This is a genomic window from Streptomyces sp. NPDC015032 (assembly GCF_043080425.1).
Classification (GTDB): domain Bacteria; phylum Actinomycetota; class Actinomycetes; order Streptomycetales; family Streptomycetaceae; genus Streptomyces.
In genome coordinates, this window is sequence record NZ_JBIBVN010000003.1 from 523,229 (window position 1) to 544,595 (window position 21,367).

General features: G+C 69.8%; 20 protein-coding genes and 1 pseudogene. 17 read left to right on the forward strand and 4 right to left on the reverse strand.

The genetic code is table 11. The features are described 5' to 3' along the window. The first annotated feature begins 128 nt into the window (after positions 1-128). The 14 genes from ACF08M_RS08045 (at position 129) to ACF08M_RS08110 (ending at position 12,949) form a co-directional block, all read left to right on the forward strand. The gene (locus ACF08M_RS08045; RefSeq protein WP_392184389.1) at positions 129-329 is read left to right on the forward strand and encodes a hypothetical protein; all 201 of its coding nucleotides are present in this window, start codon (positions 129-131) and stop codon (positions 327-329) included. Between the two features lie 124 nt (positions 330-453). Continuing rightward, positions 454-1,005 carry a MauE/DoxX family redox-associated membrane protein gene (locus tag ACF08M_RS08050; RefSeq protein WP_392184390.1) on the forward strand — a complete coding sequence of 184 codons (552 nt, stop codon included), beginning with the start codon at positions 454-456 and terminating at the stop codon, positions 1,003-1,005. A 2-nt stretch (positions 1,006-1,007) separates the two neighbouring features. Continuing rightward, positions 1,008-1,559, forward strand: a complete 552-nt coding sequence (locus tag ACF08M_RS08055; RefSeq protein WP_392184391.1) for a hypothetical protein — start codon at positions 1,008-1,010, stop codon at positions 1,557-1,559. Continuing rightward, positions 1,556-3,412 carry an ABC transporter ATP-binding protein gene (locus ACF08M_RS08060; protein ID WP_392184392.1) on the forward strand — a complete coding sequence of 619 codons (1,857 nt, stop codon included), beginning with the start codon at positions 1,556-1,558 and terminating at the stop codon, positions 3,410-3,412. The genes ACF08M_RS08055 and ACF08M_RS08060 overlap by 4 nt, the downstream gene beginning before the upstream one ends. Before the next feature lie 12 nt (positions 3,413-3,424). Continuing rightward, positions 3,425-4,006: a S26 family signal peptidase gene (locus ACF08M_RS08065; RefSeq protein ID WP_392184393.1), complete on the forward strand. Its 582-nt coding sequence runs from the start codon at positions 3,425-3,427 to the stop codon at positions 4,004-4,006. A gap of 135 nt (positions 4,007-4,141) precedes the next feature. Next, a complete protein-coding gene (locus tag ACF08M_RS08070; protein WP_392184394.1) occupies positions 4,142-4,882 on the forward strand; it encodes a DUF1684 domain-containing protein in 741 nt (246 codons plus the stop codon). 47 nt (positions 4,883-4,929) lie between these two features. Next, positions 4,930-6,444, forward strand: a complete 1,515-nt coding sequence (locus ACF08M_RS08075; RefSeq protein ID WP_392184395.1) for an ABC transporter substrate-binding protein — start codon at positions 4,930-4,932, stop codon at positions 6,442-6,444. After that, a complete protein-coding gene (locus ACF08M_RS08080; RefSeq protein WP_392184396.1) occupies positions 6,444-7,409 on the forward strand; it encodes an ABC transporter permease in 966 nt (321 codons plus the stop codon). Before ACF08M_RS08075 ends, ACF08M_RS08080 begins: the two co-directional genes overlap by 1 nt. Beyond that, positions 7,406-8,233: an ABC transporter permease gene (locus tag ACF08M_RS08085; protein WP_392184397.1), complete on the forward strand. Its 828-nt coding sequence runs from the start codon at positions 7,406-7,408 to the stop codon at positions 8,231-8,233. The genes ACF08M_RS08080 and ACF08M_RS08085 overlap by 4 nt, the downstream gene beginning before the upstream one ends. Then, entirely contained in the window at positions 8,230-9,030 is an 801-nt protein-coding gene (locus ACF08M_RS08090; RefSeq protein ID WP_392184398.1) for an ATP-binding cassette domain-containing protein, read from the forward strand. The genes ACF08M_RS08085 and ACF08M_RS08090 overlap by 4 nt, the downstream gene beginning before the upstream one ends. Continuing rightward, entirely contained in the window at positions 9,027-9,791 is a 765-nt protein-coding gene (locus tag ACF08M_RS08095) for an ABC transporter ATP-binding protein (protein ID WP_392184399.1), read from the forward strand. Before ACF08M_RS08090 ends, ACF08M_RS08095 begins: the two co-directional genes overlap by 4 nt. Before the next feature lie 292 nt (positions 9,792-10,083). Further along, entirely contained in the window at positions 10,084-10,491 is a 408-nt protein-coding gene (locus tag ACF08M_RS08100) for an archease (protein WP_392184400.1), read from the forward strand. Between the two features lie 22 nt (positions 10,492-10,513). Next, complete coding sequence (locus ACF08M_RS08105; RefSeq protein ID WP_392184401.1) at positions 10,514-11,497, forward strand: CapA family protein; 984 nt, start codon at positions 10,514-10,516, stop codon at positions 11,495-11,497. 24 nt (positions 11,498-11,521) lie between these two features. Continuing rightward, positions 11,522-12,949 (forward strand): RtcB family protein, encoded by a 1,428-nt coding sequence (locus tag ACF08M_RS08110; RefSeq protein ID WP_392184402.1) that lies wholly within the window; start codon positions 11,522-11,524, stop codon positions 12,947-12,949. 440 nt (positions 12,950-13,389) lie between these two features. Here ACF08M_RS08110 and ACF08M_RS08115 read toward each other — a convergent pair whose 3' ends face one another. Together ACF08M_RS08115 and ACF08M_RS08120 are read right to left on the reverse strand one after the other, a co-directional pair. Next, entirely contained in the window at positions 13,390-14,028 is a 639-nt protein-coding gene (locus ACF08M_RS08115; RefSeq protein ID WP_392184403.1) for an SRPBCC family protein, read from the reverse strand. A gap of 72 nt (positions 14,029-14,100) precedes the next feature. Further along, entirely contained in the window at positions 14,101-14,466 is a 366-nt protein-coding gene (locus ACF08M_RS08120; protein ID WP_392184404.1) for a hypothetical protein, read from the reverse strand. 168 nt (positions 14,467-14,634) lie between these two features. On the opposite strand from ACF08M_RS08120, the gene ACF08M_RS08125 reads away from it, so the two are divergent. After that, positions 14,635-15,288: a TetR/AcrR family transcriptional regulator gene (locus ACF08M_RS08125; RefSeq protein ID WP_392184405.1), complete on the forward strand. Its 654-nt coding sequence runs from the start codon at positions 14,635-14,637 to the stop codon at positions 15,286-15,288. A 210-nt stretch (positions 15,289-15,498) separates the two neighbouring features. On the opposite strand, the pseudogene ACF08M_RS08130 reads toward ACF08M_RS08125, so the two are convergent. Further along, positions 15,499-15,633: pseudogene (locus ACF08M_RS08130) on the reverse strand (aldo/keto reductase); the annotation flags it as partial. A gap of 686 nt (positions 15,634-16,319) precedes the next feature. On the opposite strand from ACF08M_RS08130, the gene ACF08M_RS08135 reads away from it, so the two are divergent. Both ACF08M_RS08135 and ACF08M_RS08140 read left to right on the forward strand, forming a co-directional pair. Continuing rightward, on the forward strand, positions 16,320-18,923 hold the full coding sequence (locus ACF08M_RS08135; protein WP_392184406.1) for an SdrD B-like domain-containing protein: 2,604 nt from the start codon (positions 16,320-16,322) through the stop codon (positions 18,921-18,923). A gap of 114 nt (positions 18,924-19,037) precedes the next feature. Further along, a complete protein-coding gene (locus ACF08M_RS08140; RefSeq protein WP_392184407.1) occupies positions 19,038-19,877 on the forward strand; it encodes a hypothetical protein in 840 nt (279 codons plus the stop codon). A gap of 107 nt (positions 19,878-19,984) precedes the next feature. On the opposite strand, the gene ACF08M_RS08145 is transcribed toward ACF08M_RS08140, so the two are convergent. Further along, positions 19,985-21,325, reverse strand: coding sequence for a right-handed parallel beta-helix repeat-containing protein (locus ACF08M_RS08145; RefSeq protein ID WP_392184408.1), 1,341 nt, complete (start codon positions 21,323-21,325; stop codon positions 19,985-19,987). Positions 21,326-21,367: the final 42 nt, after the last annotated feature.

Below are 21,367 nucleotides of genomic sequence, written 5' to 3' on the forward strand. Positions count from 1 at the left end.
GGGTGCGGGGCGGCGATGCGCTCGCCGGCTTCGTGCAGAAATCAACAAGTGCCGTGCAGGGACAGTCGAGGACTGGACCACGAACGGCACGGCATCCGTCAAGCAGGGAACAACGGAAGGAGTCACAGATGACCAAGGTCGTGCAGGCGATCGCCGATCGCCTGGTGGAGCGGCTGGTGCCCGGGGCGACGGCTCACGCGGTCACGTGCAAGCGGGTCGGCTCGAAGTGCATCAACGGCAGCTGCGCCGGCCAGAGCAAGTACACCCAGTACCGGGTGAACTGCTCCGACGGTAGCTACTACTACGAATTCGGCCACTGCGGCTGCTGAGTATTCGGTTTTCGCCGGAGCAGTGAGAGGGGCGCCGGTGGTCTCCCCGGCACGGGTCCACCGGCGCCCCTGATCTTCGTGAATCTTCGTACTCCACCAGCACGACGGGAGGGTGACCCTCGACATGGAGCTTGCCGCAATGACCTGCCGGGTCCTGCTCATGGTCGTCTTTACGGTCGCCGTGGTGAGCAAACTCCGCGGTACGGATTCCTTCGGGGCGTTCGTGCGCTCCGTCCAGGGGTTCGCCGTGCTGTCCCCGCGTCGGGGACGCGCCGTTGCCCGCCTGGTGACCGGGGCGGAGACGGCGGCGATCGTCCTGCTGTTGCTGCCGGGGCCGGTGGCGATCGCGGGGTTCGCGCTGATGGGGTGCATGCTCGGGGCGTTCACCCTCGCTATCGGGGCGTCGCTCCGTCGCGGTGTGCGAGTGCCGTGCCGGTGTTTCGGGGCTTCCACGAGCGGCGCCGGCCCCCTGCAACTCATCCGCAACGGCTTCCTGATCGCCGTGGCGGTGACCGGTGCCGTCGGGACGTTCCACGGCCTGCCGGAAGCACCGGGCGGCCTGGCGGTGGCCGTCGGCACCGGCCTCGTCCTGGGTGTCGTGGTGACCGTCCTCGACGACATCTCCGAGTCGCTGCGCGGCGCCTTTCCTGTCGCCGTACGGAAAAAACAGAGGTGATCATGTCGTATCTCATCGCGGCCGTCGTACTCGTCGGCGTGCTGTGCCTGCTCGACCTCCTACTGACTGCGGTGCTGATCAGAAGGCTGCGCGCGCAGCAGGCCCCGCGCGCGTTCGCAGACGGGTTCACCGACGACGGGATTCTTCCCCCGGGTTCGATCGTCGGGCCCTTCGAGACCCGGACCGTCGACGGCCGCCCTCTGCGAAACCGCGATCTCGGCACCGGGACCATCGTGGTGTTTCTGTCTCCCGGTTGTCCTCCGTGCCACGCGCAGTTGCCACGGGTGGTGTCTGCGCTGGGGGCGGCTCCTGCGAACGCGGCCGTCGCCGTCGTCGCGGGCGGGACGGACGGGGACGCGGATACCGAACAGATGCTCAAGGAGCTGGGGCCGGTCACCAGGGTCGTGCATGAATCCATCGCGGGACCCGTGACCGAGGCGTTCGCGGCCCGCGCCTTCCCCGTCATGTGCCGGGTCCGCGCCGTCGGCGGCGAACTCGTGGTGGAGGCGGTGGGAGAGCACCTCCTGCCGGCCCCCGCCCCCTCGGCCCTGTGAGGACGGCACAGGCGCCGTCGGGGCTGCGGCGGCTGGCTGACGTCTTCCGCGCGGCGACGGGGCTTGCCTTCAGGGCGGCGCCCTGGCATCTCGTGGCGCTCACGCTCCTCACCGCCCTCGGAGCGGTGCTGCCCATCGCCTCCGCGTGGACGGTACGGGCGGTGCTGGACCGGTTGGCCGCCGGCAGCGGGCTCGACGCGCTCCTCATGCCGGCCGGGCTGCTTGCCGCGACGGGAGTCGCAGCCACCGCGGTGTTGCACATCGTCCAGTACGTCCAGGCCCAGATGCAGCGTGCGGCCGGGCTGTGCGCCCAGGACTCCCTGTACCGGGCGGTGGACGCCCTGACCGGCCTGAGTAAATTCGAGGACCCGCGGTTCCTGGACCGGCTGGGACTGGCCCGGCAGGCCGGGGGCATCATGCCGACGCAGGCAGTCAACAGCGCGCTGGGGGTCCTGCGAGGGACGCTCACCATCGGCGGGTTCCTCGGCTCGCTGATCGTGCTGAGCCCACTGCTGGCCACCGTTGTGCTTCTTGCCGGTGTGCCGGTACTGCTCGGCGAACTGGTGATGAGCCGTAGGCGGGCGGCGATGTTCTGGGACATCGGCCCCGCGGAACGCCGGGAGCTGTTCTACCTCCAGCTGCTGACCAGCACACAGGCCGCGAAGGAGATCCGGCTGTTGGGCATCGGCGGTTTCCTGCGCGGGCGGATGCTCGCCGAACGCCGTAGGGCAAACGCGGCCAAGCAGGCGGTGGACCGCCAGGAGCTCGTGATCCAGTTCGGCCTCGGGGTGCTCGCGGCGGTGGTCGCCGGGCTGGGGCTGTTGTGGGCGGTCCGGGCCGCGGAGCAGGGCCACATCAGCCTCGGAGGCGTCTCCCTGCTGGTGACCGCGCTGCCCGCCGTGCAGGCGGCACTCGCCGCACTGGCCAACGAGATCGCCAACGGGCATCAGGCGCTCCTGCTTTTCGATCACTACGTCGCGATCCGGGAAGCGAAGGACGACTTGCCGGTCAGCACCCGCCCCCAGCCGGTGCCCCGCCTCCGCAAAGGCATCGAACTGCGTGACGTCTGGTTCCGTTACACCCCGGAACACCCCTGGGTGCTGCGCGGGGTGAATCTCACGATCCCTGCGGGCAGCTCCGTCGGCCTGGTGGGACTCAACGGAGCGGGAAAGACAACGCTGGTCAAGCTCCTGTGCCGGCTGTACGACCCGGACCGCGGTCAGGTCCTGTGGGACGGGACCGACCTGCGGGCGTTCCACCCCGCCGAGGTGCGCAGGCGCATCGGGGCCACCTTCCAGGACTACATGGAGTACGACCTGACCGCCGGCGAGAACATCGGGCTCGGCGACCTGGACCGGATGACGGAGCAAGACGGCATCGAACGCGCCGCGCGCCTGTCGGGGATGCACGACGCCATCACCGGCCTGCCCGACGGCTACCGCACCATGCTGAGCCGGACCTTCTTCTCCGAGGAGGACAAGGACGACCCGGGCACCGGTGTCGTCCTGTCCGGCGGGCAGTGGCAGCGCCTCGCCCTGGCCCGGTCGTTCCTCCGCGACGACGCCGACCTCCTGATCCTCGACGAGCCCAGTTCCGGGCTCGACGCCGAGGCCGAGCACGAGATCCATCTGCGGCTGCGCGACCATCGGGCAGGCCGTACCAGTCTGCTGATCTCGCACCGGCTCGGCGCCCTCCGGGACGCCGACCTCCTCGTGGTGCTGGAAAGCGGCCGGATCATCGAACAGGGCACTCACGATCAGCTGATGCGGGCCGACCGGGCCTACGCCCGGCTGTTCGCGATGCAGGCCTGCGGCTACCGGTCCGGAACACCGGTGACCGCCCTCGACACCTGAGGAGGTGCTCCCATGCGGCCATCCGGCCTGCGGCTGTTCCCGTTCGCCGTCGTCGCGGTCGGGACGCCCCTGCTGGGCGTACTGCTGGCACGGCGCCGCTTCGCGGTGATCACTGTCGCCGGTGCCAGCATGGAACCGGCCTATCGAAGCGGCGACCGGGTGCTGGTCCGACGGCTCGGCCGGCGCGGGCGCAGCGGCATCGGGAGGGGAGGGGTCGTCGTCGCAACCTGGCGACCGCCCTCCGGTGACCCGCCGGGGGAGCCCGCGGAGACGCGCGGCGGGCCTCGCCGGCCGACCGGCGAGCCACTCGGTGCCCGAGGCTGGATGATCAAGCGCGTCGTGGCAGGCCCTGGTGACCCGGTTCCCGAAGACCTGGGACCCGCCCTCATCGCTGAGGCCGGTAAGCCCGTGCCGCGGGACCGGTTCGTGGTCATGGGCGACAACGCCGCTCACAGCCACGACTCCCGGCACACCGGCTACGTCGCGGCGCGCGACATCCTCGGAGTGGTAGTCCGCAGGCTCGAACGCCGCCGGCGAGGCGGGCAGGCCGGCACGTGTGGGAGCACACTCCCTCCAAGCTCCCGCAGGCAGTAGCCCGGTTCCGGTTCGGTTGCGCTATTCAGCCTCATTTGACATTAGCTCGCCTTATGGAAGATAAAGAAGGTCCTTTGGGTTAAAGCTCACGCAACGTAACGTTCGAGGCGTGACGGCCCACGCACGTCTACGTGAATGAGTCATGCCGTGTCCCACGCCGCCGTAGTACCCGACCAGCCTTCCGACCCCGCCAGGGACTGGGAGGCATGGCGCGCCGAGCGGCGGCGCTCCGTTACTTCGGCCACCGGGAATCTCGCCCTCGTCGAAACCCGCTGGGCTCCCGCGGGTGAGCACCCCGACCTCGATGCGAGCCGAACCGGACAGCCGGATTCTGTGAGCGTCACCACAGTCGAGCGCACCGACTTCGTCACCGGTGAGCCCGAGCACGGTCTCCGGTTCTGGGACGCCCGGTCCCCAGCGATCCAGAACTTCGATCGCACCGAAGTCTTCCCGTACGACGCGGACTGGGTGCTGGAGGCCTCGTACACCCCGGTTCCGGGCGCCAGGCGGGTCGGGTTCGAGCACATCCGGGACAACGGCGGCACTCGGGACCTCGTGGTGCCGGGAGACATCGAGCTCACCCTGGACGGCCGGGACTACACACTGAGTGCCTTCGATGACGACGGCACCCTGCTGCTCGTCTTCGGCGACCCCACCAACGGCGACAGCACCTACGGCGCCGGGCGCTTCCTCTTCGTCACCCACACCGGCGAGGGCCGCGTCCTGCTCGACTTCAACCGTGCCTTCGTGCCGCCCTGCGGATTCTCCGACCAGTACAACTGTCCGATGCCGCCGCGGCAGAACCGTTTCCACCTGCCCGTGGAGGCCGGAGAGAAACGGCCCGTCTTCCGCGACGGCTTCGCCGCGCAGCACTGATCAACCCCGCACTCCGCCGCCCCGCAGCACGAAAGCGCGTACTCCTCATGAGCATCAAGAAGACTTCCCTGTACGGCGGAGCCACCGCCGCCCTCGCCCTGAGCCTCACCGCCTGCGGCGGGGGTTCCCACGCGGGCAGTGCCGCCGGAGGGGCGCACGACAAGAACGCCACAGTCAACATCGGATCGCTCTACGAGCCGCAGAACCTCGACAACACCGCGGGCGGCGGCCAGGGCGTCACCGAGGCGCTGAACGGCAATGTGTACGAGGGACTGTTCAAACTCACCGACGAGGGCAAGGTCGAGAAGCTGCTCGCCCAGGACTACAAGGTCAGCGGCGACGGACTCACGTACACCTTCACCCTGCGCGACGGCGTGAAGTTCCACAGCGGCAAGAAGCTCACCAGCCAGGACGTCAAGTACAGCCTCGAGAAGGTGATCGCGAAGGACTCGCAGTCCGCGCGCAAGAGCAATCTCGAGGTCATCAAGTCCGTCGGGACGCCCGATGCGCGCACGGTGGAAGTCCGGCTGTCGAAGAAGTCGATCTCCTTCGTCTACAACCTCTCCTACGTCTGGATCATCAACTCCCAGGCGAAGGACCTGAAGACGACCGAGGACGGCACCGGCCCGTACCAGCTGAACAAGTGGACCCGCAGCTCCGCCCTCCGCCTCGACCGGTTCGCCGGCTACTGGGGCGACGCGGCCGCCAACAAGCAGGTCGTCTTCCACTACTACAAGGACGCCACCGCGCTGAACAACGCGCTGCTGACCAACGCGGTCGACGTCGTCACGAGCGAGCAGTCGCCCGACGCCCTCGGCCAGTTCAAGAGCAACCAGAACTACAAGGTCAACGACGGCAACTCGACGACCAAGCTGCTGCTCGCCTTCAACAACAAGGCCAAGCCCTTCACGGACGTCAAGGTCCGCCAGGCCGTCTCCGCCGCCATCGACGACAAGAAGCTGCTGGAGTCGGTCTGGGGCGGCTACGGCAAGCCCATCGGCTCCATGGTGCCGCCCACCGACCCGTGGTACGAGGACCTCACCAAGGTCAACGCCTACGACACCGCGCGCGCCAAGAAGCTGCTCGCCGAGGCCGGATACGAGAACGGCTTCCGCTTCACCCTCGACACCCCGAACTACGACCCGCACCCGACCGCCGCGACCTTCATCAAGTCGCAGCTCGCCAAGGTCGGCATCACCGTCGAGATCAACACGATCACGCCGGACGAGTGGTACACGAAGGTCTACAAGAACCACGACTTCACGGCCACGCTCCAGGAACACGTCAACGACCGCGACCTGGTCTGGTACGGCAACCCCGACTTCTACTGGGGCTACGACAACAAGCAGGTCACCCAGTGGGTGGAGGAGGCAGAGCAGGCGTCCAGCACCGCTGAGCAGACCGAACTCCTGAAGAAGGTCAACCGCAAGACCGCCGAGGACGCGGCCAGCGACTGGCTGTACCTGTACCCGCAGATCGTCGTGGCCGGCAACAAGCTGTCCGGGTACCCGGTCAACGGTCTCAACTCCCAGTTCTTCGCCTACGACATCAAGAAGGGCTGATGGCCCGGTATCTTCTGCGCCGTCTCGCCTTCCTGCTGGTTTCACTGGCGCTCGCGAGCGTGGTCCTGTTCGTGCTGCTGCGCATGCTTCCCGGTGACCCCGCCAACGCCCTCAGCTCCGTGGGTGCGAGCCCCGAGCAGATTGCGGCGGCGCGGCACTCCATCGGTTCCGACAAGCCACTGCCCGAGCAGTTCATCCACTGGATCGGGCAGTTGGCGAGCGGCGACCTCGGTACGTCGTTCGTCAGCTCGCTGCCGGTCGGCCCCGAGATCGGCTCCCGGCTGAATGTCACCGTCCCGCTCACGCTGGCTGCCTTCGTCCTGGCGGTACTCATCGCCGTTCCGGTCGGCTTCGTGGCCGCACACCGACGCCGGACCTGGTACGGCGCCCTGCTCAATGGCGTGTCCCAACTGGGCATCGCCGTTCCTGTGTTCTGGCTCGGCATGATCCTCATAGCCGTCTTCGCCCTGAACGCCGGCTGGCTTCCCGCGGGCGGCTTCCCGCAGGACGGCTGGTCGCAGCCGACCGAGGCGGTCCGCTCACTGGCCCTGCCCGTCCTCACCATCGCGCTCGTGATGAGCGCCTCGCTGATCCGCTACGTCAGGTCGGCCACACTCGATGTGCTGGGCAGCGACTACCTGCGTACCGCCCGAGCCATGGGCTCGTCGTTCGGGCGGGCCATGTGGCGGCACGGGCTGCGCAACGCCTCCGTACCGGTGATCTCGATCCTCGGTATCGAGCTGGCGTCCACGCTGCTGGGCGCGGTGGTCGTGGAGTCCGTGTATGCGCTCCCGGGCCTCGGTTCCCTGCTCGCGACCGGCATCGCGCAGCACGACTATCCGGTGATCCAGGGTGTGCTGTTCGTTTCCACGCTCGCGGTGCTGATCATCGGCTTCGCGGCCGACTTCGCCCAGCGGATCATCGATCCGCGGCTGCGCGGCAGGCTCTCGGGAGGTGCCCGATGAAACAGTCGACGAAGCGCTCGTACACGTTGACCGTCGGATGCGTCCTGGCCGGCCTGATCGCAGTGCTTGCGCTGGTTTCGTTCTTCTGGCTCCCGTACGCCGCCGACGACACATCCGGCGGACGGCTCACCGGCCCCGGTTCGGGCCATCTGCTCGGCACCGACAAGCTCGGCCGCGATCTGCTCACCCAGCTGATGACCGGTTCCCGGATCGCTTTCGAAGCGGGCCTGGGATCGGTTCTCGTCGCGGCCGCCCTCGGCGGCACGCTGGGAGTGCTGGCCGCGTTCGCGCAGGGCTGGATCGACGACACGCTCTCGGCGTTCCTCGACATCCTGATCGCCTTCCCGACGCTGCTGCTGGCGATGCTCATCGTCGCCGCCCGCTCGGCCACGCTGGGGTCCGCCGTGCTGGCGATCGGCCTCGCGCAGAGCGCGGTCGTGGCACGGCTGGTGCGGATCCTGGTCAAGCGGGTTCTGGCGCAGGACTACATCACGGCCGCGCGCACATCAGGCACGTCGTGGCCGCGGATCGTGGCCGGGCACGTGCTGCCCAACATCTGGCCCACGCTCCTGGTGAACCTGGCCCTCCAGTTCGGGCTCGCGGTGCTGGCCGAGGCCGGCCTGTCCTACCTGGGTCTGGGAGCGCCGCCGCCCAACGCCTCGTGGGGCCGCATGCTCCAGGAGGCGCAGGCCACCTTCACCACGGCCCCGGCGGGCGCGCTGGCCCCCGGCATTCTGCTCGTCCTGCTCGTCATCGGCGTCAACCTCATCGCCGATGGACTGCGCGACACTCTCGACCCTGCGGCCCGGCGGAGGCGCGCGTGAACATCCTCGACGTACGCGACCTCACGATCCGTACGGCCGACGGGCAGACCCTCGTCGACGGTCTGTCGCTGACCATGGCCCCCGGCGAACGCCTCGGCCTCATCGGAGAGTCGGGCTCCGGGAAATCGCTGACCACCCTCGCCGTGCTCGGCCTGCTGCCCGACGGCATGACGGTCACCGGCAGCGCCGAACTCGCCGGCACCCAGATCGTGGGCGCCGACGAGAAACAGCTCACGCGTGTACGCGGCCGGGATGCCGCCATCGTCTTCCAGGAGCCGCTCACCGCACTCGACCCCCTGATGCGCGTCGGCCGGCAGATCGCCGAACCGCTGAGCAGAAGGCGAGGGCTGAAAGGCGCCGAACTGAAGCGTTCCGTCTCAGAAGCGCTGGAGCAAGTGCGGCTGCCCGAACCCGACCGCATCGCCCGTGCCTTCCCGCATGAGATCTCCGGCGGACAGCGCCAACGCGTAGCGCTCGCCATGGCACTGGCCTGCGACCCGAGGCTGCTCATCGCGGACGAACCGACCACCGCCCTCGACGTCACCGTGCAGTCCGACATGCTCGACCTGCTCGACACTCTCGTACGGGAACGGGACATGGCCGTCCTCTTCGTCAGCCATGACCTCGCGGTCGTCTCGAAGGTCGCCGATCGTGTCCTGGTCATGAAGGACGGCCGCGCCGTCGAGGAGGGCGACGTCCGCGCGATCGTGCGGACACCCCGTGAGGAGTACACCAAGGCGCTGGTGGCAAGCGCGCGGCAGCTGGAATCGGCTCTGGACCTGGGGAGCACCCGATGACGCCCGTACTGGAGCTGGACAGGGCCTCCTTCGCCTACCGAGGAAACGCCGCGCCCGTCGTCGAGGACATCTCCCTCGCCGTCGAGACCGGGCAGAGCCTCGCCCTCGTCGGTGAATCCGGTGCGGGCAAGACCACTCTGCTGCGGCTGCTGCTGGGGCTCGCCCGGGCATCCTCCGGCACCGTCCGGTTCGACAGCGAGGAGCTGAAACCGCGCGACAGGGAGCAGACACGGCGCTTCCGGCGGAGCGTGCAGTGCGTCTTCCAGGACCCGTACTCGTCGCTGGACCCGCGTCAGCGCGTCGGCAGCATCGTGTCCGAACCCCTGCGGTCCCTCGGAATCGACACCCGGGCCACCGCCGTGCCCAAGGTGGCCGACGCCCTGCGACGGGTCGGACTCCCGGCCGACGCCGCAAAACGCTATCCACACGAGTTCTCCGGCGGGCAGCGCCAGCGCATCGCGATTGCCCGCGCAACCGTCTGCAATCCGCGGGTGCTGCTCGCCGACGAGCCCGTCAGCGCTCTCGATGTCACGACTCGTGTCAAAGTCGTGGAGCTGCTCGATGAGTTGAAGCGGGAGCGGGGTCTGACTCTCGTCATGGTCTCCCACGACCTGTCGGTGGTTGCCTCGCTGTGCGAACGTACCGCCGTCCTCGAGAGCGGCCACATTGTCGAACAGGGCGAGACCGCACGGGTGCTGGGTTCTCCCGCCCACTCGTACACGCGTCGCCTCGTCGAGAGCGTGCCCCGACTGCCCGCTTGACCGGTAGGTGCCTGCCTGCCGGAGACGGTGGCGAGCCGAAGCGATGGCCGTCGCCGGTGCTGCGGGCGCCGGCGGGCCCGTCCCAAGCACCCGGACGCACCTCGCTCGGGCGACGCCGCGTCTCGTGGAGGTTGCCCCGGAGCGGTGTACGGGGTGACCCTGGAGGAGGCGCAGCCTGCTGTTCGGGGAACTTCGGCCTCGGACTGTGCATACGGAAGACGACGGAGAGGCGCCGGCCGTGGACGGTCGGAAACCTACGGGGCAGCAGCCTGGAGCGAGTGGCCACCGGGCTGTGCCGCACACCGCGGACATGCAGGTGGAGGCGTGGTCGCCGACGGTCGCGGGCTGCATCGGCGAGGCAGTGCGCGCGGTGGTGGAGGGTTTCGCCGACACGTCCGGGGCCGCGGTTGTCGGGGACCGCGCATACGCCATTACGGCGGAATCCGATGAGGATCTGCTGGTGTCCGTCCTGGAGGAGGTCGTCTACCGGATGGATGCCGACGGCGAGATCCCGCTCGACGTGGAGGTGGGGGCGATCCGGTCGGCGGAGGACAGCCGGGGTCTGTCGGTCCGCTTCCGCATGGCCGACGCCGGCACCGCCGTCGCGGTAGGTGCGGTGCCGAAGGCCGTTTCGTTGCATGGCCTGCAGCTGCGGTGCGGCCCCGGCGGCTGGACCTGCCGGGTGACCCTCGACGTCTGAAGGGGCAGCGAAGGGAAGGATCATGGCGCTCACGGTGGCACTGGCGGGCGACACCATGCTCGGGCGCAGCGTTGCCGAGGAACTGCGCCGCTCGCCGGTGCCGGGGACACTGGTCTCCGCGGGGGTCAGAGAGGTGCTCGCGGAGGCGGATCTGTTCGTGCTCAATCTGGAGTGCTGTGTCTCCGACCGCGGTCGCCGCCGGCCCGACCCGTGGAAGGCTTTCTTCTTCCGTGCGCCCTCCGCCGCAGCGAAGGTGCTGGCCGAGCTGGGCGCGGACTGTGTGACGCTCGCCAACAACCACGCTCTGGACTACGGATTCGACGCCCTGGCCGACACCCTCACCCTGCTGGCCGGGGCGGGTGTCCATACGGTCGGCGCCGGGGCGAACACGCGCGCGGCCCGGGAGTTCGCGGTGCTGGAGACCGGCGGTGTCCGGCTGGCGGTGGTGGGGGTCACGGACCACCCGGAGGAGTACGCCGCCGGGCCGGACAGTCCCGGCGTGGCCTGGGCGGATCTCCACTCGGGGGTGCCCGGCTGGCTGACCGAGTCGGTGGGCCGCGCCGCCGCGGCTGCGGATGTCGTGGTGGTCACCCCGCACTGGGGCCCCAACATGACCTCCCGGCCGCCGCGCCACATCTCGGCCGCGGCCCCGGAGCTGCTGGCCGCGGGAGCGACGCTGGTCGCCGGGCACTCCGCCCACGTCTTCCACGGGATCGCCGACCGGATCCTCTACGACCTGGGTGACTTCGTCGACGACTATGCCGTCGACCCTGTTCTGCGCAACGACCTCGGGCTCCTCTTCCTGGTGACCCTGGACGGCCCGGATGCCGCGCACCTGGTTCCTGCCCGGGTGAAGGCGGTGCCGCTGACCCTGGACTACTGCCACACCCGTCTGGCGCGCGGCGAGGAGCGGGAGTGGATCCGCGACCGGCTCACCACCGCCTGCGCCGAGTTCGGCACCTCCGTTGCCGATCGGGCCGGGGGGCTGACGGTCGACTGGAGGTGAGAGACGTGGCTGGAGGTGAGAGACGTGGAGATCGCACTGCTGGAGAGCGGTCCGTACCGCTTCCGGATCGAGCAGCGGGAGCCGATGCGTGTCCCCGGGGTCGTGTTCGCCTCGCGGGCGCTGCTGCCGCAGGCGGCGGGGGACAAGGCGCTGGAGCAGGTGGCGAACGTGGCGACGCTGCCCGGAATCGTCCGTGCCTCCTTCGCCATGCCCGATGTCCACTGGGGCTATGGCTTCCCCATCGGCGGGGTGGCCGCCACCGACATCTCCCACGGCGGGGTCATCTCGCCCGGCGGCGTCGGCTTCGACATCTCCTGCGGCGTACGGTTGCTGGCCGCAGGCATCGACCGCGAGGCGCTCGACCACGACCGGATGCGGCGGCTGATGGACATCCTCGACAGGACCATCCCGCGCGGTATGGGGCGCGGCGGACTGTGGAAGCTGTCGGGAGCCGGGGAGATGGACGAGCTGTTGGTCGGCGGGGCTCGGTACGCGGTCGAGCACGGCCACGGTGTGCCGCGCGACCTCGCGCGCTGCGAGGACTACGGCGTCCTGGACGGTGCGGCACCGGGGCAGGTGAGCGCGCGCGCCGTCGAGCGCGGCCTCCACCAGGTGGGAAGCCTTGGCTCGGGCAACCATTTCCTGGAGCTCCAGGCGGTGGACCGGGTCTACGACCCGGCCACTGCGGCGGCCTTCGGGCTGCGGGCGGGCCAGGTGTGCGTCATGATCCACTGCGGCTCGCGCGGGCTGGGGCACCAGGTGTGCACCGACCACGTCCGCGTGATGGACCAGGAACTGCACCGGCACCGCATCCAGGTCCCGGACCGGCAGCTGGCCTGTACACCGGTGGACTCGCCGCGGGGCCGTGCCTACCTCGGGGCGATGGCGGCGGCCGCCAACTACGGCCGGGCCAACCGCCAACTGCTGTCCGAAGCCACCCGCCACGCCTTCGCGACCGCTGCGGGAGTCGGTCTGGAGCTGGTCTACGACATCTCGCACAACACCGCCAAACTCGAGACCCACGAAGTGGACGGTGTGGCACGTCCACTGTGCGTCCACCGCAAGGGCGCGACGCGGGCGCTGCCGCCCGGCGACCCGAGCCTGCCGGAGGACCTCGTCCAGGCGGGCCAGCCGGTACTGGTTCCCGGGACCATGGGCACCGCTTCGTATGTGATGGTCGGCCTGCCCGGCAACGACGCCTTCCACTCCGCCTGCCACGGCGCCGGCCGGGTCTGGAGCCGGCACCACGCGCTGCGCATGGTCCGTGGGGAGCGGCTCCGAGGCGAGCTGGAAGCCCGGGGCATTGCCGTACGGCCCTCCTCGTGGCGTGGTCTCGCCGAGGAGGCGCCGCAGGCGTACAAGGACGTCGACGCGGTCGCCGCCACCACCGAGGGCGCCGGACTCGCCCGGCTGGTTGCCCGCCTGGTGCCGCTGGGAGTAGTCAAGGGATGAGCCGGTTCGCAGGGGGATGGATCGCGGAACGCAGCCGTCTGTACAACGGGCTTGCCCACGCGCATCCTGGAACACCACCCGGCCGGACCTCTGCGGCGAGAACATACCCGGACGCGGCTGCGGTGCGGTGATGAACGTCAGGCACCAGTGCCCGGGCGCGACGGTGTGCATCACGGTCACCGACTGCGGCCCGCGCACCAAGGACTGGTGCGGTGAGGCGACTTGCCGCAACGGCACCTGCCGCACCAACCGCGTCCCATGTCGCCCCGGACGTCGGCGTCTCCTGCCCCGGCCGCGTACTCGGCCCGGTCCGGTCACCCGGTCACCTCGCGGTGACACGGGCGTCCCGACCTTGGGGATTCTGATCACCGGGCACGGCCGGACCCTTATCGCGTGGGATTTCGCAGGACGGCAACGCGGGTCCGGGGCCGGTTTGCGGTTCAGCGCGGTTGGTCGTGTGTGCGGGCCTCGGCAGTGGTCTTCAGGTCGCGCAGCCATGCTTCGAGGCCTTTGGAGAGGATCTCGGTCGCGGCGGGTACGTTCGCTTCGACCTGGTCGCCCGTGTGGGTCTCTTCGGTGCGTACACGGACACCGCCCCTGATCTCGGTGAAGGTCCACACGTGGACGCCGTCGATGCGCAGTCCTTCACCGACAGCGGGACCGGTCCAGCGGATGCAGGAGTTGTGCTTGAGCTGCTGGATGGTCGAAGTGATGTCCAGGTTGGTGGCGGGTGTCGCGGGATTGGGGGGTACCGGAGTCGTCCACCGGAACGCCGAGCCCTGCCGGAGGGGCCCCTGGTCGAGACGTTCGACGGTTTCGACGGGGGCCTGCCAGGACGGCCAACGCTCCACGTCGGTCTGCAGCTTCCAAATGGTCTTGAGGGGTGCGTGGATCACGGTCTCGGTCCTGTGGCGGACACGCGCGTCCGGATCGACGCCTTTGCCGTGGCACGTGAGGGACTTGGCGGGGAGAGAGGGGGCGGCCTCGGCGGGTACCGCGACGGTGCCGAGAAGGCCGGCGGTGACGAACGGGATGGTGAACAGGGCAGCGGGGACGCTGGTGCTGCGGATGCCGGTCATGGCGTTCTCCGTAGAGTTGTCAGGCGGGCTGTTGCTTTTTGAGCTCGCGTTGGTTGACGGGCGGGCACCGTGTCACCGTGCGGGAGGTGTCCGGCGGCGGGCTCGGTGAGTGGCGACGACGAGTGCGACGGACGCGGCGGTGATCAGCCCGGTGAACGCGGGGTGCATGTCCTTGGACAGGCTCTGTGCCCCGTCGGGCCGCGTTGCACATATGGCCAGTGGTATCGCGTATGTGACGGCGAGCAGGGTGGCCGCTCCGCGCACCGCCCGGTCGCTGACCTGACGCAGAGCGCCGACCAACGCGATCACGACTGGCACGACCGCGATCAGAGCGAACTGACCGACCACCATGACGGTGACCGCCCAGGAGGCGGCGGTGACCGACCGCGGAACGCGCCGGTCTGTGCGGGTGTGATGTGACACGAGCGTGGTGGTCATTCAAGTCCCCTGGTCCGAGGGAATACGTGGGTGCGGCAGCCGCAAAACTTATAAGCTCTTGCGTGTGTTAGAAGCTATAACTCACTGGCCGGTGGGTCAATGCGTTGCGTGATAGCCTCTAACAAAACTTTCAAGCCGTATTCGCGCGGATGGGGAAGGCGGCAGGTCATGACGGTGTCGGACCGGAAGACCCCGCGGGAGCGTTACCGCGCCGAGGTGCGCGCAGAGATCAAGGAACGCGCCTGGGGGCAGATTGCCGGCGCGGGGGCGTCCGCGCTCTCCCTCAACGCCATCGCCAAACAGATCGGCATGAGCGGGCCCGCGCTCTACCGCTACTACGCCAGCCGCGACGAACTGATCACCGAACTCATCAAGGACGCCTACCGAAGCCTCGCCGACGCCCTTCGCGCAGCCGCCGCCGGCGGCGCCGACGTGGCCGGACTGGCACGCGCGCTGCGCGACTGGGCCCTTCAGGACCCCCAGCGGTACTTCCTCATCTACGGCACCCCCGTCCCGGGCTACCACGCACCCGAGGAGACCACTGGCATCACGTCCGAGATGATGGCGACCTTGCTCGATGCCTTCATGGCGCTCCCCGGGGACAGCCTCGCGACGCCGTTCGACGCGCACCTGCAGGACCACCGGGACTGGGCCGGCAACCACCCCGCCCACCCCGCGGCCCTTCACCGGACCCTGGCCTTCTGGACCCGCCTGCACGGAGTCCTCTCCCTCGAACTCGCGGGCCACTTCACCGGGATGGGCTTCGACCCCGGCCAGCTCTTCGCGGCCGAAGTGGACGCCCTGCTGGCGCACCGGGACTGACGTCTTCCGGCTGAGGTCCTGTCGTCACCCGCCCGTAGGGGTGCGCCGGGCGCACGGCGGCTGCCGTCTCCTGATCGCCACGCCGGAGGTTCGCTCCGGCGCGGCGATCCGTGGCCTCAGGCCGACAGTGTGTTGTGGAGGGCGTCGGGGCCGTCGTGGTAGATCCCGGTGAACAGGTCGACGACTTCGTTGCCGGTGGCGCCATTGGGGGGCTGCGGTGTCTTCGGCGATGCGGCTGGGCCGGGTGGCGCCGGGCACGGCGGCGGCCACCGGGTGGGCGAGGGAGAACTGGAGGGCGGCGGCCTTGATGCCGATGCCGTGCTTCCGGGCGAGGGCCTTGAGCTTGCTGATGGGCTCGGTGATCTGCGGCGGGGCCTGCGGCCCGTGGATCACGCTGGGTGATGCGTCGCCATGAACTGTCGGATACGGAGCGGTAGTTCGTCCGCACGCTGTTGCCCGCTCCGTCGTGGGGTCTACGCGGCTGGACGGCCGGCGGGTCCTCAACGGCGCTGGTGAGGTGGATGTTGCGTCCGACCGGGCCCGCGCCCCTCGTTTCTCCGCCCACGGGACATGTACGACGGCCGGTTCACCGTGCCCCGATGCCCCGGCCGGCAGCAGACGTCGTCGCCTGCTCGCAGCGACCGGTGCGACAAGCGCGCGAGCCTCGCTCGCCACCTCGTAGCCCGCCCCGCGATGCGGTTGGAGGCCGTTGCGCGAAAGTTTGGTGGAGGACGAGTTCGCCATTCCGCCACGATCTTGCCTAAAGCCCTTCTAAGATCCCTGGCAAGGCGGTTCTCCGCATCTCTATGTAGTCCCTCACGAGCAGGGCATTAGGCCCTTCTGAACGCTGAGAGCAGGGGATGACATCTACAAATGAACAAGCGAAGGGAGCCGCGCCCGAGCCGCGTCGGCGGAGGCCGGGCGTGCTCGGTCGCCGCACCGTCGGTTGCCTGGCCGCGCTCGCCTTGGGAATCGGTAGTGGCTCGTTAGCCGTGGCGCCTGCGGCGCACTCGCAGGCGGGGGAAGGATCGGTGACGGTCCGGGTGGTCCGGGCCGTGGATGCCAGCGGCGTGTGGAAGCCCGCGCTGGAACCGGGCATCGCGGGTGTCAAGGTGACTCTCACCGACGACGCCGGGGTGGGCATCGAGGGGGTCACGGGGGCCGACGGCACCGTGACACTGACTCCGGCGGCGGGCAGCGCCACCAGCGGCAAGTACCGGGTGCAGGTGGTGAATCCGAAGCCGGGTGTGCTGTTCCCGGCCTTCGCCTCGCGTCAGGGACTGGACGGTGCTCCCAACCAGTTGAGCAGCAATGAGGAGTTCGTCGACCTCTCCGGCGACAAGAGCGTGGCGTACACCACCGGGCTGTGGAGTCCGGGTGACTACTGCCAGAAGAACGCACCGCTGGTGACGACCTGTCAGCCCACCACACGCGAGGGCGGGGCCCAGCGCACGCTGGTCTCCTTCCCGTACGACGCACGCGGTCAGGACGGCGTCGACGTCAACGTCACGAACGTCGCCACCAACGCCGAGACCGGCACGCTCTTCGGCATCGCGTGGAACAAGGCTGACAAGCGGGTGTTCTCCTCGGCGCTGGCCAAACGCACCACGGACTACGGTCCGGGCGGCGCCGGGGGGATCTATGTGACCGACCGCGCGCAGAAGAAGACCACCCTGTTCACCGTGGTCCCGGACGCGGGGGCGACGGTACATGGCCAGGGTACTGACGACGCCTTCCTCGCCGCGCCCGGCAAGGAGAGCCTGGGCGGCATCAAGATCACCGATGACGGCAAGGACCTGTTCGTCGTCAACCTCAACAACCGCAAGCTCTACCGCTACGACGCCACGGCGGCGACCGCAGCGGCGCCCAGGGCCGTCTACGCGATCCCGGACCCGGGCTGCCCGGCGGCCGGGGACTGGCGCCCCTTCGGCCTGGGGATGCAGGACGGCACCGGCTACCTCGGCGGGGTCTGCTCGGGCGAGTCCACCGGGAAGGTCTCGGACCTGCGCGCGGTGGTTCTGCCCTTCGACCTGGGTACCGGCACCTTCCAGAAGGCCGTGCTGAACCAGCCGCTGGACTACCCGCGTCAGTCCACGGTCGGCGGTGGTCCGTGCGACGGCGCGGGCTGGTTCCCGTGGACGAGCACCTACCCGGTCTCGCAGAACGGCCGGCCGTGTGGCAACTCCACCATGGCCAACCCCGAACCGGAGTTGGGCGAGATCGCCTTCGAGGCCGACGGCTCGATGCTGCTGGCCTTCCGCGACCGCTTCGGCGACCGCGCGCCGGCCGGTCCCACGCCGAACTCCGCCGCCATCGTCATGTCGGGCGGTGACCTGAACAAGGCCTGCCCGGCAGACGGCATGTATGTGATGGACACCAACAACGGCTGCGGGCTGTCCTCTCGGGGCACCCGGTTCTTCGACACCAGCTGGGGTGGTCACCGCAACACGGCGTTCGCCGGCATGGCGCTCTCCAGGGCCGAGAACACCATCGCGACCTCCGCTTTCGACCCCAACCACACCGCCCTCGGGTACGGCACGTCGTTCCTCCAGCGCGATGGCACACAGGACCCGAAGTTCGGCCTGCGCCTCAACCCGCCGGGCGCCGTGGCCCCGTTCGGCAAGGGCGCTTCGATGGGCGACCTGGAGGTGCTCTGCGACCAGGCCCCGCTCCAGATCGGCAACCGGGTCTGGTACGACCCCGAGCGAAAGGGCATCCAGAACCCGGGCCAGCGCCCGGTCGTGGGTGCGACCGTCAACCTGTACGACGAGTCGGGCAAGCTCGTGGGGACGACCGAGACAACGGCGCGTGGCGAGTACTACTTCGACGACTCCAATGTCACCGGAGGCCTCCAGCCGAAGACCAAGTACACCATCCGTCTCGACAAACCGGCCGACTACGCCAAGGGCGGACCGCTCCACCAGTGGGTGCCCACGGACGCGGATGTCGGTGACAACCACTTCATCGACTCCAAGGGCATCGTCCCGCGCGGCGCGAAGTTCCCGGAGCGGGCGCTGACCACCGGCGGGCCGGGAGAGAACGATCACACATACGACTTCGGCTTCCGACAACAGGAGGGCGTGCTGCGCCTGGTCAAGCACGACCAGGACGGCAAAGCGCTCGCCCGGGCGAAGTTCCAGCTATGGAAGGAGACGAACGGCACCGACGACTTGCAGACCGCCGGGGCGGAGCCGGACACGAAGGTCGGCAAGCCCTGCACGACCGGGACCGACGGCATCTGCCGCGGCACCGGCGTACCGGGCACGTACTACTGGCAGGAGGTCAGCCCGCCCGACGGGTACGCCGCACCCGACGAGCCGGTGTTCGGACCGCTGGTGCTGACCTCCGACAACCTCGACGCCGGGGTCTCGGTGACAGCGGTCAACCGACGGCTGCCCGCCACCACGCCGACTCCGACACCGACACCGACAACGCCGGTACCGGGCAAACCGGGTTCGCCGGGGGCTCCAGGCGCACCCGGTGCACCGGGTGCACCGGGCCATGAACCCAACTCGGGCCTGGCGTCCACTGGCATGAGCCAGATGGTTCCGCTGGCCCTGGCCTGCGCGGCGCTCACCGCCCTCGGGGCGGCGCTGGTCGTGCTGGTGCGCAGGCGAAGGGCGCAGCACCGTTAGCCCCTGAGTGGGGCGGCCGGTACCGGTAACCCTCCGGGCCGGATTGGGCGGGTTCGCGGACCAGGTTCGCGAACCCGCCCTCCTGCGTGACCGACCACGAGAGAAGGCGACTGCATGGCTCGGAAGAGGAAGACCGACGGCCGTACGCCGCGTCGGACCCTCTGGTTCAGAACACTGATCGCGATCGCGGCGTGCGGCGCAGCAGCGGGCGGCCTGGCCGCCTACCGGACCCTCTCCGACGACACCGCCACCGAGCGGCCGGTGACGATGGAGGAGGCGTCCAGGCTGGCGCTGTCACGGCTGAATCTGTACCAGGCCAGTCCGGTGGCGGTGGCTCTCACCGCCACCGAGGGCGGCGGAGTGGTGGTGCGGGTCAGGGGAGTCGTGGACTACCGAACCCACCGGGCCGTGGGGAGCTACCAGGTCACCGGGGCCTCCGGATCCTCCAAATCCGCCGGAGCCTCCGGGCCGGCCGCCGGGCAGCTCGACCACGGTCTGATCGTCTGGGACACCGGCGGCCTCGGCCTGGCTCCCGCGCCGGAGGGCGACAACAGCCCACCCTGGCAGCAGGCCGAGCGCATCCCGCGCTCGGGCTGGTCAGCGCGCTCCTACACGACTGATCCCCTTGACGCCGGGCTCAAGTTGCTGATCGAGCTCGGCGCGGACCGCCCCGACAACCCGCTGCTGCTCGCACAGTCCGGAGCCCGCTGGCTGGAGCGTGATCGCATCGACGGCCGCAGTTACGACCGGTTCGCCGGGCCGCGCGCCCAGGGCGCCACGCCCGGTGCGGGGTCCGACGGTGGACGGTCGCCGCTGACGTACTGGGTCGACGGTGACGGCGGCCTGCGGCGGGTGACGATGCGGATGCCGGGCCTGGGGACCCCGACCACCATGGAGTTTTCGGGGCGCGACGGCCGCGCGAAGCTCCCCGAGGTGCCGTGGGCCACCGGCTGACATCTCCGTGCCCATGCGCTCCCACTCCCGCGGCTGCCGACGAACATCCTCAACTCACCCTTCGGGGCGGCACGGTGAACGGGGCCGAGTCCACCGGAGCACCGTGCTCAGCGCGAGTGCGGCATGGCCCCCGCGTCCTTCGGGAGCGGGTAGGCGGCCGCGTCGACGGCCCCCGGCAGGCCGGTTGCCGGGCGGCCCGGGGCCGCCGGGTCCGGCATGGATGGCTGGGCGGGCGGGGCCGGCACCTGGCTGAACGGGACGCCGGGCGGTGCCTGCACCGGCGCCGTCCGGCCGGTGGGCAGCGCGCCCCGGCCCCGGGTGCCGCAGCCCGCGCGACCCTCCAGGTCGTCCGGGCTCTGGGTGGCGGGGCGATTGCCCGCGAAACAGTTGCCGGGGTCGGCCGAGGCCAGCACGAGGTCGGTGCCGTTGCCGGTGGCGCGATTCCCCTCGACGCGATTGCCGCTCGCCGGATGCCCCAGCGGGTCGGTGACAACCACGCCGGCCGCCCGGTTGCCCTGGACCAGGTTGCGCTGGACGCGGTTTCCGGTGCCGCCGCCGATGCCGATGCCGATGCCGAAGCCCCCGTCCGCCTGCTGGGGCGTGTCGGCGGCGTTGTTGTCGGCGACCACGTTGCCCGCGATCACCGCGCCGTGCTGCGGGGCGAGGGCCTCCAGATCATTGGAATTGACCGTGACGCCGACCCGGTTGTGGGCGACGCGGTTGCCCAGCACCGACAGGCTGTCCGAGGCATTGGTCAGCTCGATGCCGACCGCGTTGCGCTCCACGGTGTTGCCGCGGACGACGGTTTCGCAGGGCTTGCACTGGCCGACGTAGATGCCCGAGTCGGCGTGCCCGGAAGCGTAGGAGTCCTCGATCACGCCGCTGCGGGCATCAAAGGCGTAGATGCCGTACAGACCGTTGTTGTACGCCGTGACCCGGGTCGCGCGGAAGCCCCGGACGGGAGGGAAGCGGGCGGTGTCCAGCGGGTCGTAGGCGGAGCCTCCGGCGCCGCGCTGTTGCAACCGCTCGTCGGTGACGCCGGTGAACAGCACGCCGTTGGCGAGGTAGCCGTGCACGGTGAGGTTCTCGACCACCGAGCCGGCACCGGTCACGGTAATGCCGTTGGCCAGACGCACACCGCCGTCGAAGACCACCTTGTTGCGGTCCGTTCCGCGCAGCACCACGCGGGGCCTGGTGACGCGTACGCTCTCCCGGTACACGCCCGGGCCGATCAGCACCGTCTCGCCCTCACGAGCGGCGTCCACCGCCTGCTGCACCGAGGGGAAGTCCTGAGGAACACGCAGCACGCTCCCGGCCGGGTGCCGCGCATCGGCGGGCTTCGACTCCGTTGCGGAGCACCCGGCAGCCGCCATCGCGGCCAGGACGACGAGAACCGACAGACGCAGCGCCGCCCGGAGCACCGCCGCAGGGACTGCCGAACGCGTCAACAGGTCTTCTGTAGACAGGATTTGCATGGCAGTTGTTTTATC

What these genes read in the sequence shown, in the direction of transcription:
- ACF08M_RS08125 (WP_392184405.1), top strand. Translation starts at nt 14,635, where the DNA reads ATGACGGTGTCGGACCGGAAGACCCCGCGGGAGCGTTACCGCGCCGAG.
- ACF08M_RS08115 (WP_392184403.1), bottom strand. Translation starts at nt 14,028, where the DNA reads ATGACCGGCATCCGCAGCACCAGCGTCCCCGCTGCCCTGTTCACCATC.
- ACF08M_RS08105 (WP_392184401.1), top strand. Translation starts at nt 10,514, where the DNA reads ATGGCGCTCACGGTGGCACTGGCGGGCGACACCATGCTCGGGCGCAGC.
- ACF08M_RS08095 (WP_392184399.1), top strand. Translation starts at nt 9,027, where the DNA reads ATGACGCCCGTACTGGAGCTGGACAGGGCCTCCTTCGCCTACCGAGGA.
- ACF08M_RS08085 (WP_392184397.1), top strand. Translation starts at nt 7,406, where the DNA reads ATGAAACAGTCGACGAAGCGCTCGTACACGTTGACCGTCGGATGCGTC.
- ACF08M_RS08140 (WP_392184407.1), top strand. Translation starts at nt 19,038, where the DNA reads ATGGCTCGGAAGAGGAAGACCGACGGCCGTACGCCGCGTCGGACCCTC.
- ACF08M_RS08080 (WP_392184396.1), top strand. Translation starts at nt 6,444, where the DNA reads ATGGCCCGGTATCTTCTGCGCCGTCTCGCCTTCCTGCTGGTTTCACTG.
- ACF08M_RS08075 (WP_392184395.1), top strand. Translation starts at nt 4,930, where the DNA reads ATGAGCATCAAGAAGACTTCCCTGTACGGCGGAGCCACCGCCGCCCTC.
- ACF08M_RS08055 (WP_392184391.1), top strand. Translation starts at nt 1,008, where the DNA reads ATGTCGTATCTCATCGCGGCCGTCGTACTCGTCGGCGTGCTGTGCCTG.
- ACF08M_RS08065 (WP_392184393.1), top strand. Translation starts at nt 3,425, where the DNA reads ATGCGGCCATCCGGCCTGCGGCTGTTCCCGTTCGCCGTCGTCGCGGTC.
- ACF08M_RS08045 (WP_392184389.1), top strand. Translation starts at nt 129, where the DNA reads ATGACCAAGGTCGTGCAGGCGATCGCCGATCGCCTGGTGGAGCGGCTG.
- ACF08M_RS08070 (WP_392184394.1), top strand. Translation starts at nt 4,142, where the DNA reads ATGAGTCATGCCGTGTCCCACGCCGCCGTAGTACCCGACCAGCCTTCC.
- ACF08M_RS08120 (WP_392184404.1), bottom strand. Translation starts at nt 14,466, where the DNA reads ATGACCACCACGCTCGTGTCACATCACACCCGCACAGACCGGCGCGTT.
- ACF08M_RS08050 (WP_392184390.1), top strand. Translation starts at nt 454, where the DNA reads ATGGAGCTTGCCGCAATGACCTGCCGGGTCCTGCTCATGGTCGTCTTT.